General features: G+C 70.2%; 9 protein-coding genes and 1 pseudogene. 5 read left to right on the top strand and 5 right to left on the bottom strand.

Features of this window, described 5'->3' with window-relative positions:
• From ASJ79_RS11910 to dacB, 3 genes are all read right to left on the bottom strand, one after another.
• Nucleotides 1-265, bottom strand: a 265-nt coding sequence (locus ASJ79_RS11910) for an asparagine synthase-related protein (RefSeq protein ID WP_231750830.1), incomplete at its 3' end; no start/stop codon positions are given.
• On the bottom strand, nucleotides 244-1,320 hold the full coding sequence (locus ASJ79_RS11905; protein WP_369803651.1) for a zinc-dependent metalloprotease: 1,077 nt from the start codon (nucleotides 1,318-1,320) through the stop codon (nucleotides 244-246). The genes ASJ79_RS11910 and ASJ79_RS11905, both read right to left, overlap by 22 nt.
• On the bottom strand, nucleotides 1,302-2,675 hold the full coding sequence (gene dacB, locus ASJ79_RS11900) for a D-alanyl-D-alanine carboxypeptidase/D-alanyl-D-alanine-endopeptidase (protein WP_067955347.1): 1,374 nt from the start codon (nucleotides 2,673-2,675) through the stop codon (nucleotides 1,302-1,304). Before dacB ends, ASJ79_RS11905 begins: the two co-directional genes overlap by 19 nt.
• 119 nt (nucleotides 2,676-2,794) lie before the next feature.
• Between dacB and ASJ79_RS11895 the strand changes: the two genes are divergently transcribed.
• From ASJ79_RS11895 to ASJ79_RS11880, 4 genes are all read left to right on the top strand, one after another.
• Nucleotides 2,795-3,280, top strand: coding sequence for an inorganic diphosphatase (locus tag ASJ79_RS11895; protein WP_067955346.1), 486 nt, complete (start codon nucleotides 2,795-2,797; stop codon nucleotides 3,278-3,280).
• A gap of 166 nt (nucleotides 3,281-3,446) precedes the next feature.
• The gene (locus ASJ79_RS11890; RefSeq protein WP_067955344.1) at nucleotides 3,447-3,968 is read left to right on the top strand and encodes a 2-oxo-4-hydroxy-4-carboxy-5-ureidoimidazoline decarboxylase; all 522 of its coding nucleotides are present in this window, start codon (nucleotides 3,447-3,449) and stop codon (nucleotides 3,966-3,968) included.
• 19 nt (nucleotides 3,969-3,987) lie between these two features.
• On the top strand, nucleotides 3,988-4,995 hold the full coding sequence (gene alc / locus ASJ79_RS11885; protein ID WP_067955342.1) for an allantoicase: 1,008 nt from the start codon (nucleotides 3,988-3,990) through the stop codon (nucleotides 4,993-4,995).
• A gap of 10 nt (nucleotides 4,996-5,005) precedes the next feature.
• Entirely contained in the window at nucleotides 5,006-6,166 is a 1,161-nt protein-coding gene (locus ASJ79_RS11880; RefSeq protein ID WP_067955340.1) for a serine hydrolase, read from the top strand.
• Here the strand turns inward: ASJ79_RS11880 and ASJ79_RS11875 are convergent.
• Both ASJ79_RS11875 and ASJ79_RS11870 read right to left on the bottom strand, forming a co-directional pair.
• Entirely contained in the window at nucleotides 6,148-6,513 is a 366-nt protein-coding gene (locus ASJ79_RS11875) for a hypothetical protein (RefSeq protein WP_231750829.1), read from the bottom strand. The genes ASJ79_RS11880 and ASJ79_RS11875 overlap by 19 nt on opposite strands.
• A gap of 101 nt (nucleotides 6,514-6,614) precedes the next feature.
• Nucleotides 6,615-7,661, bottom strand: coding sequence for a TerC family protein (locus ASJ79_RS11870; RefSeq protein WP_067955336.1), 1,047 nt, complete (start codon nucleotides 7,659-7,661; stop codon nucleotides 6,615-6,617).
• A 220-nt stretch (nucleotides 7,662-7,881) separates the two neighbouring features.
• Here ASJ79_RS11870 and ASJ79_RS11865 point away from each other — a divergent pair.
• Nucleotides 7,882-9,123 (top strand): annotated as a pseudogene (locus ASJ79_RS11865) (AMP-binding protein); the annotation flags it as partial.
• Nucleotides 9,124-9,248 lie beyond the last annotated feature (125 nt).

Below are 9,248 nucleotides of genomic sequence, written 5' to 3'. Positions count from 1 at the left end.
CCACCGGGATCACTTGTGCCTCAACGCATCCCAGTGTCAGCGCGTGGTCGCGGGCCACCGCCGCCACCTGTCCGGACTCGGGCTGCAGGCGGTGGTCGACGATCAACGCCATGGTCGGCCGCAGGGCCGCCGCGACCGCGGTCAGCGCCAGCGAGTCGGGGCCGCCGGACAACGCGACGCACCACGGCCCGGATACGGCCGGGTGCTTCCGCACATAGCCGGTCAGCGCAGCGCGCAGCTCGGCTACAGCACCCTGTCGATCCATCGCTGCGGCTCGTCGATTTCGGTGGGCAGCGGCAGGGATTCGGCGTCGGCCCAGACGGCGTTGAAGCGCGTCATGCCGACCCGACCCACCACGTGGTCGACGAACGCCTTGCCCCTGGTGTACTGGCTCAGCTTCGCGTCGACGCCGAGCAGCGCCCGCAGCACGCGTTGCAGCGGCGGCTGCCTGCGCTGCCTGCGCTGATCGAACCGGTGCCTGATCGAGGCCACCGACGGCACCACGGCGGGGCCGACGGCGTCCATCACGTGTTCGGCGTGGCCTTCGAGCAGGGTGCCGAGCACCAGCAGGCGGTCGAGCGCCTCGCGCTGCGGTTCGGACTGCACGGCACGCAGCAGGCCGAGGATGCCACCTGAATCGGCTTCGTTCTCAGCGGTTTTGGACCGGCGGTCACGGACGTACCCGGCGAGCCGGCCGACCATCCGGGGCAGATCCTCGCCCGCGTCCTCGGTCAGCACGGCCAGCGTGTCCGACATGTGGCCGGCCAGCCACGGGTTGGCCCGGAACTGCACGCGATGGGTGACCTCGTGCAGGCACACCCACATCCGGAAGTCCTTGGGCGCCACCCGGAGCTGACGCTCGACGGCGATCACGTTCGGGTACACCAGCAGCAGTTCGCCGCCGCCCGGCGCGAACGGGTCGTACTGGCCGAGGATGCCCGACGACACGAAGGCCAGCACCGCGCCGGTCTGCGCGCCGGCGATCCGGCCGGTCAGCACACCCGGCTTGGCGTCGTCGGCGTCACCGCCGCCGGTCATCGCCCGCATCGACTGCGCCGCTGCGCCGATCCACTCGGGGCGGTTCACCACTCGCGCCTCGGGGATCTCGCCGCCCTCGATCAGGCCGGTGGTCTCCCGCACCGGAATCTCGGCATCGCGGGCCGACTCGGTGAGTTGGTCGACGGCCTGCCTGCGCGTGTACTCGGTGGCCGGCGGTTCCGGACGCGCCAGCTTGCCGCCGAGCGAGGCGGCCAGGTTCCAGTCGACCGCGCGTCCGACGGTGAGCTTGGACCCCGACGCGCTCACGAGCGGCATCCGCATGTTCGCAGCGTGGCCGCGAACGCGTCGAGCGCGGTGCGGCCGGTCGGGCCGGCGTCGTTGGACAGCAGCGCGAAGCTGAGCACCCGCCCGCTCTCGCCGGTGACGATCCCGGCCAGTGAGTTGGTGCGGGTCAACGATCCGGTCTTGGCCCGCAGATAACCCGCCGCGGCCAGGCCCTCCTTGGTGTCGAGGTACCGGTTGGACAGGGTGCCGCTGCCGCCGGCGATGGGCAGCAGGTCGACCAGCGGGCGCAGCGCGGGTTGGGACTCCCCCGCAGCGGCCTGGACCACCTCGTCGAGCGTCTCGGCGGTCAGCCGGTCGTCGATCGACAAGCCGCTGGAGTCCAGCAGCCGGGCCCCGGCGGTGTCGATGCCGGCGTCGTCGAGCGCGTCGAGCACCGCCCGCGACGCCCCCGCGAAGCTCTGAGGCTCCCCGCGGGCGGCGGCGACCTCGCGGCCGATCGATTCGGCCATCACGTTGTCGGAGAAGTTCATCATGTCGCGCAGCCGCTGCATCAGCGGCGGAGACTGCACCGACGCGATCTCGGTGCCGCGGGCGGCCGTCGACCGCACCGTCACCTTGGCCGGATCCAGCCGCAACGCGACGGCCAGTGCCCGGCCGGCGTCCAGGGCCGGGGTTCTGGACCGGCGCGACTCGACGCTCACCGGCTGCGTGCGGCCGCCGTCGAGCATGACCGACTCGATCGGCGCGATGTCGCCGCCGTCGATGTCCAGCGGGTCCCAGCCGGGCGCCATCGTCGGCCCGGTGTACGCGCTGACGTCGACCTGCACGCTCGTGACGTCGGCGCCGCTGCGCCGGATCTGGTCGGCCAGATCGGCGATCCGCGCGGCGTCGCGGTACCAGGTGTCGACATTGCGCGGCGCGGCCGACAACGTCTGGTCGCCGCCGCCGACGAGCACGACGACCCCGGGCGCCGTGGACAGCACCCGCGTGGTCAGCCTGACGTCGCGGTCGAGGGTCAGCAGCGCCGCGGCGGCGGTCAGCAACTTGTTCGTCGACGCGGGCTGCATCGGCACGTCCGGGCCCTGCGCCCACAACTGCTCACCGCTCAGCGCGTCGGTGACGCGTCCGGTGAACGTACCCAGATCGGGGTTGGCCAGCACCGCCCGCAGCGCGCGGGTCAGGCCCTGCGGGGTGGGTTTGTCCGCCGAGTCCGACACCGGGACGACACCCGGAGACGCCGTCGCCGGCGCGGGCGCGGGGTCGACGGCGATCTGGTCGGAGGTCTGCCGGGTGGCCACCAGCGCGGCGGCCGCGACCACCACGACGACCAGCGCCAGGACCGCCACCCCCACCACCATGTACGTGGATCGCCGCCACCGAGTGGGCCGCATGTTTCTCCTGATCTCGATCGTCTGGCCGAGCCACCCCTGTAGAGCAGCGTATCCCTCGTTTAGGGTTGAGCCGCGTCGTCAGCAGACGCCCCAGGTCCCAGCACAGTAGGAGTCATGGCGTGCAGTTCGATGTCCTCATCGAGATCCAGAAGGGTTCCCGCAACAAGTACGAGGTGGACCACGACAGCGGCAAGGTGAAGCTGGACCGCTATCTGTTCACGTCGTTCGGCTACCCGACGGACTACGGCTACATCGAGGACACCCTCGGTGAGGACGGCGATCCGCTGGATGCGCTGGTGCTGCTTCCCGAGCCGGTGTTCCCGGGGTGCATCGTCGAGGCGCGGCCGGTCGGCATGTTCCGGATGACCGACGAGAAGGGCGGCGACGACAAGGTGCTGTGCGTGCTCGCCGACCCGCGCTGGGACCACATCCAGGACATCGGCGACGTGTCGGACTTCGAACTCGACGCGATCAAGCACTTCTTCGTCCACTACAAGGACCTGGAGCCGGGCAAGTTCGTCAAGGCCGCCGACTGGGTGGGCCGCGAGGAGGCCGAGGCCGAGGTCCAGCGGTCGATCGAGCGGTTCAAGACCGAGGGTCACTGACCTTCCCTTCCGCGAGCAGACACGAACTCGCACCTTCGGGCCCGATGGCGTGCAATTTTGTGTCTGGTCGCGCCGGTGCGGCGTGTTCAGGCACTGTCGCACGTTGTGTTGCACGCCCGTAACACGGTGTAACGCCTGCGCCGTTTGACGGTCCGATCATGTCGGTGTGTTCCTGCATCAGGGGATCGGGCTGGACGCTTTCAACGCCCTGCCGATGCGCCGCGCCGTCCACGCGGTGTTCGAATGCTGCTACAGCGTTCCGCTGGCCGCAGACCTGGCCCGGGCACGCCCGTTCGACACCCATGACCGGCTGTTCCGCTTCGCCGACACGCTGCTGTTCGGGTTGAGCGAGGAGTCGATCGACTCCATCCTGCAGGCCTACCCGGACGTCGGCAGACGGCCGGGCAGCGAGAAGTCGCGGGCCGAGCAGTGTGCGATCACCGACGAACGCCCCGAGGTCATGGCCGAACTGGCGACGGCGTCGAAGACCTACCTGGACCATTTCGGGTTCGGCTTCGTGATGTTCGTCAACGGGTACGGCGCCGACGAGGTGCTCGAGACGATGCACGACCGGCTGCACAACGACTACGAGACCGAGCGCAAGGTGGTCCGCAACGAACTGGCCCGGATCAACCGCACCCGGCTGGAGCGCATGCTCGGACCCGAGGGCGGCTACGACAACTGGTGAGGTCTTCTAAGCTCGCCCGGTGAGTCATCCCCACTTCCTGACACTTCCCGACCTGGCCGCCCGTCCGACGGGTGCGGCCGTGCTCTGGGCCGACGACGAGGTTTTCGCCGAGAAAGAGAACCTGATCAAGCCCGGCCCCGCCGAACACCGGCCGGCCACGTTCGGCCACAAGGGCCAGGTTTACGACGGCTGGGAGACCCGCAGGCGGCGTGGCGTGACGGCCGACTCCCACGACGCCGCGATCGTGCGGCTCGGCGCACCCGCCGTGATCGGCGGGGTGGTGGTGGACACCGCGTGGTTCACCGGCAACTACCCGCCCGAGATCGCGGTGCAGGCCGCGTTCGTCGATGGGTACCCGGCCGCCGGCGAGCTCGCCGAGCAGGTGGCGTGGACGACGATCGTGGAGCGCAGCGCCGTCAACGGCGACACCCGCAACCAGTTCCCGGTCGAGTCGCCGCGCCGCTGGACCCATGTGCGCCTCGCCATCTATCCCGACGGCGGCGTCGCGCGGCTGCGCGTGCACGGCGAGGCACTGCTGGATCCGCGCTTCACCGAGCTTCCGCTGGACCTCGCGGCGCTGGAGAACGGCGGCCGGATCACCGCGTGCTCCAACATGTTCTACAGCTCTCCGAACAACCTGCTACTGCCCGGCACGGCGAGAACCATGGGTGAGGGCTGGGAGACGTCGCGGCGGCGCGACGCCGGCAACGACTGGGTGCAGGTGCGGCTCGCCGGCCAGGGCCTGATCGCCGCCGCCGAGCTCGACACCTCCTACTTCATCGGCAACGCGCCGGGCTCGGCCAGGCTGCGCGGTCGCGACGGCGACGGCGACTGGTTCGACCTGCTGGCACAGACCGAGCTCCGGCCCGACACCCGGCACCGCTTCCTCATCGACTCCGGCCGGCCGGTCACCGAGGCGCGGCTAGACATCTACCCCGACGGGGGTATGGCGCGGCTACGCCTGTTCGGCCGGCTCACGCCCGACGGCTTGCGCCGAGTGCAGCGACGATGGGACGCCGCCGCCTAGGGTCTGTCACATGACCGACGTCGCCGGCAGCTGGGATTCCCGCTTCGACGCGGTGGCCGCTGCGCTGGCCGACGAGAGCACCGCCGGGGAGGAACTGGGCGCGTCGATCGCCGTCGACGTCGACGGCGAGCTGGTGGCCGACATCTGGGCCGGCCACGCCGATCGCGCGAAAACCATTCCCTGGCAACAGGATACGATCGTCAACTTCTGGTCCTGCACCAAGACGCTGACCGCGCTGGCGGCGCTGATGCTCGTCGACCGCGGCGAACTCGACCCGTTCTCCCCGGTCGCCCGCTACTGGCCGGAGTTCGCCGCGGCCGGCAAGGCGGGCATCGAGGTGCGCCACCTGCTGTCCCACACGTCGGGGGTGTCGGGGTGGCAGACCCCGTTCGGCGTGGAGGACATCTACGACTGGCCCAGGGCCACCGCGCATCTGGCCGCGCAGGCGCCGTGGTGGCCGCCGGGAACCGCGTCGGGCTACCACGCGATGAACTACGGCCACCTGATCGGCGAGCTGGTCCGCCGCATCACCGGGACGTCGCTGAAGGACTTCGTCGCCGATGAGATCGCGACGCCGCTCGGCGCGGATGTGCAGATCGGGGCCCGCCCGCAGGATGACGCCCGCATCGCCGAGCTCATCGCTCCCCCGCCGCGCGACCGGGGCGTGGACCGGCTCCCGCCCGACCACCCCGCGGTCAAGACGTTCGCGGCGTTCCCACCCGGCGCGTACGGGGTGGCCCACGCGGAGACCGAGGCGTGGCGCCGGGCCGACATCGGCGGCGCCAACGGTCACGGCAATGCGCGCGGGCTCGTGCGCGCCTTGTCGCCGATCTCGTTGGGCGGCACCGCGAACGGGGTGCGGTTGCTCGGCCCGCGAACCGTCGAGCTGATCTTCGCCGAACAGTCCCGCGGCATGGACCAGGTGCTGTTCGTGCCGCTGCGGTTCGGCATCGGCTTCGGGCTGCCCACCCCCGAGAGCGTGCCCGCTGTGCCTGCCGGCAGGGTGTGCTGGTGGGGCGGCTGGGGCGGCTCGCTGGTGGTGATGGACCTCGACCGGCGGGCGACGTTCGCGTACGTGATGAACAAGATGGGCGGAGGCACCACCGGAACGTCGCGCACGCTGCGCTACGCGAGGCTGATCGACGCCGCGCTTCAGGACGCGCGCGGCTGATCGCGCGCGGCCAGCCGGCCGAGCACGTCGCGCCCGACCGGGCCCAGGTCCTGCCTCGGAGTGGCCGGGATCAGCGTGACCCCGTCGGCCACCTCCGCCGACGCGATGTCGGAGATCAACCCGGCCAGGCCGTCGACGGTGCCGGCGTAGTGCACGGTCTCCGCGTCGGCCGGACCGAAGGCCTGCTGCGCCGACCGGAAGTCACCGGCCACGGCGACCCGCACGTCGAGGATGACCGCGACGTCGTTGGCGCCGGCCCGGATCCGGGCCCGCACCCGGCGGGCCTGCTGCAGGTCTTTGGCCGCCACCCGGACGATCTGTTGGTCGCCGTCGGTCAGCTCGCTCACGCCACCGTCTTCTGCCACGAAAAGCCGCACCCGGCCACGCTATCCAGCGCGGCCGGGTGCGACCCAGTCTTGAAATCAGCGAGAGTGCAAAAATCGCACGCTCAGCGCGTCGAATCGTGATGCGGATCGGCGGCGGCTTCCTCGGCGGAAGTCCCGCGATCACTCTCTGAGCTGCCGTTCTTCCGCACATCGTGCACCCGCGTCTTGTACAGGCTCGCGGCGGTCGTGATCAGCAGCGTGACCACAATCACGCCCAGCGACAGCAGGGTCGGGATCTCCGGCACCGGCACGTGCTCGCCGCCGTTGATGAACGGCAGCTCGTTCTCGTGCAGCGCGTGCAGCAGCAGCTTCACCCCGATGAAGCCGAGGATGAAGGCCAGCCCCTGGGACAGGTAGACGAGCCGCTTGAGCATGTCGCCCAGTAGGAAGTACAGCTGGCGCAGCCCCATCAACGCGAACACGTTGGCGGTGAACACCAGGTAGGGCTCGCGGGTCAGGCCGTAGATGGCCGGGATGGAGTCCAGCGCGAACAGTAGGTCGGTGGTGCCGAGTGCCACGATGACCAGGAACATCGGCGTCATCAGCCGCTGGCCGTTGTCCTTGACCCAGAGCTTGACGCCGTCCCACTCATCGGTGAACTTCATCCGCTTCTGCGCGAACCGCACCACCGCGTTGTCGCCGTCGTCGTCGTGGTCGGTGTCCTTGACCAGCTTGATCGCGGTGTACACCAGGAACGCGCCGAAGATGTAGAACACCCAGGAGAACTGGTTGATGGCGACCGCGCCGAGCGCGATGAAGATGCCGCGGAAGATCAGCGCCAGGATGATGCCGACGAGCAGCGCCTGCTGCTGGTAGATCCGCGGCACCTTGAAGCTGGCCATGATGATCAAGAAGATGAACAGGTTGTCCACCGACAGGCTGTACTCGGTGAGCCAGCCCGCGAAGAACTCCACGCCGAACTGGCTGCCGTGGAAGAACCACGTCCACAGCCCGAACGCGACCGCCAGGCCGATGTAGAGGGTCAGGTACCCGGCCGTCTCGCGCCGGGTCGGCTCGTGCGGGCGACGTCCGATCACGATCACGTCGAAGAGCAGGATCGCGATCGTCACGGTGAGCGTGATGCCCCACTCGAGACCACTTACGTTCATCAAACCTCCGGTCGTCGTCAAACGCCGGAGGTCTCTTCCACCACCGCCACCGGCGGTAGGCCCACAGCACCGGTCATCCCAGGTGGGACGACGTGATGACGACGCCGTGGCGAAGGAATACTCCCCTCCAAGCCGCCCATTGTGCCAGCAGGTCGGCCGACACGCGAAACGAGCAGCCCGGCGGCACGAGGCGACTCCGAACGCTTAGTAGTTTGTACCCGTGACAGCCGCGGATCGAACCCCTGAGATCCCCAGTCAGTACCTGCTGTCGGAGCTGGCACCGCCGCCGCGCACGCTGATCGACATCCTGTACGAAACCGCCCGCCGCTACCCCGACGCTCCCGCGATCGACGACGGAACCGTGCAGCTCACCTACGCCGAACTGATCTCCGACGTCGAGGACAGCGTGGCGTGGCTGGGCGCCCGCGGCATCGGCCGCGGCGACCGGATCGGCATCCGGATGCCGTCGGGCAGTTACGCGCTCTACGTCGCGATCCTGGCCACCCTGGCGACCGGTGCGGCCTACGTCCCCGTCGACGCCGACGATCCACCAGACCGCGCCGATCTGGTGTTCACCGAGGCCGATGTTGTCGCGGTGATCACCGAACGTGGCCTGGTGCGCGGACCCGGTTCGTCGCGCGGATGGCGGGCGACCGCGCCGCTGGCCCGCGACGACGCATGGATCATCTTCACCTCGGGGTCGACCGGGACACCCAAGGGAGTGGCGGTCACCCACCGCAACGCAGCCGCGTTCGTCGACGCCGAGGCGGAGCTCTTCCTGCAGGGCAGCCCGCTCGGGCCGGGCGACCGGGTGCTGGCGGGGCTGTCGGTGGCGTTCGACGCCTCGTGTGAGGAGATGTGGCTGGCGTGGCGGCACGGCGCCTGCCTGGTGCCCGCGCCGCGGTCGCTGGTGCGCAGCGGGATGGACCTCGGCCCGTGGCTGGTCTCGCGGGACATCACGGTGGTGTCCACGGTGCCGACGCTGGCGTCGCTGTGGCCCGCCGAGGCACTCGAATCGGTGCGGCTGCTGATCTTCGGCGGTGAGGCCTGCCCGCCGGAGCTGGCCGAACGCCTGGCGGCGGGTCCGGATTCGGTGGGCCGCGAGGTATGGAACACCTACGGGCCCACCGAGGCGACGGTGGTGGCGTGCGCGGCCAGGCTCGACGGGGCCGGCGCGGTCAGCATCGGGTTGCCGCTGCCCGGGTGGGACCTCGCCGTCGTCGACAAGGACGGTCAACCGGTCGGGATCGGCGAGGTCGGCGAGCTCGTCATCGGTGGGGTAGGGCTGGCGCGCTACCTCGACCCGGACAAGGACGCCGAGAAGTACGCGCCGCTGCCCTACCCCAGCCCGCTGGCGCTGTGGACCCGCGCCTACCGAAGCGGCGACCTGGTCCGGCTGGAAGAGGACGGGCTGTATTTCGTCGGCCGCGCCGACGACCAGGTCAAGGTCGGGGGGCGCCGCTGCTGGTCGGCGTGCCAAGCCTGGTCGCCCGTGTTCGAGTGCGCCCCACCGGGTTTGTACCGATGGCTGTGCTGCGGACCCGCGGATTGCTGCGGGTGATGGTGGCCGCCAGTGTCGTGCCGACA

The sequence above is a fragment of the Mycobacterium sp. NAZ190054 genome (assembly GCF_001545925.1).
Taxonomy (GTDB): Bacteria; Actinomycetota; Actinomycetes; order Mycobacteriales; family Mycobacteriaceae; genus Mycobacterium.
Note: the sequence above shows the minus strand (reverse complement) of the source record. Positions and strands in the feature narration are given on the sequence as shown.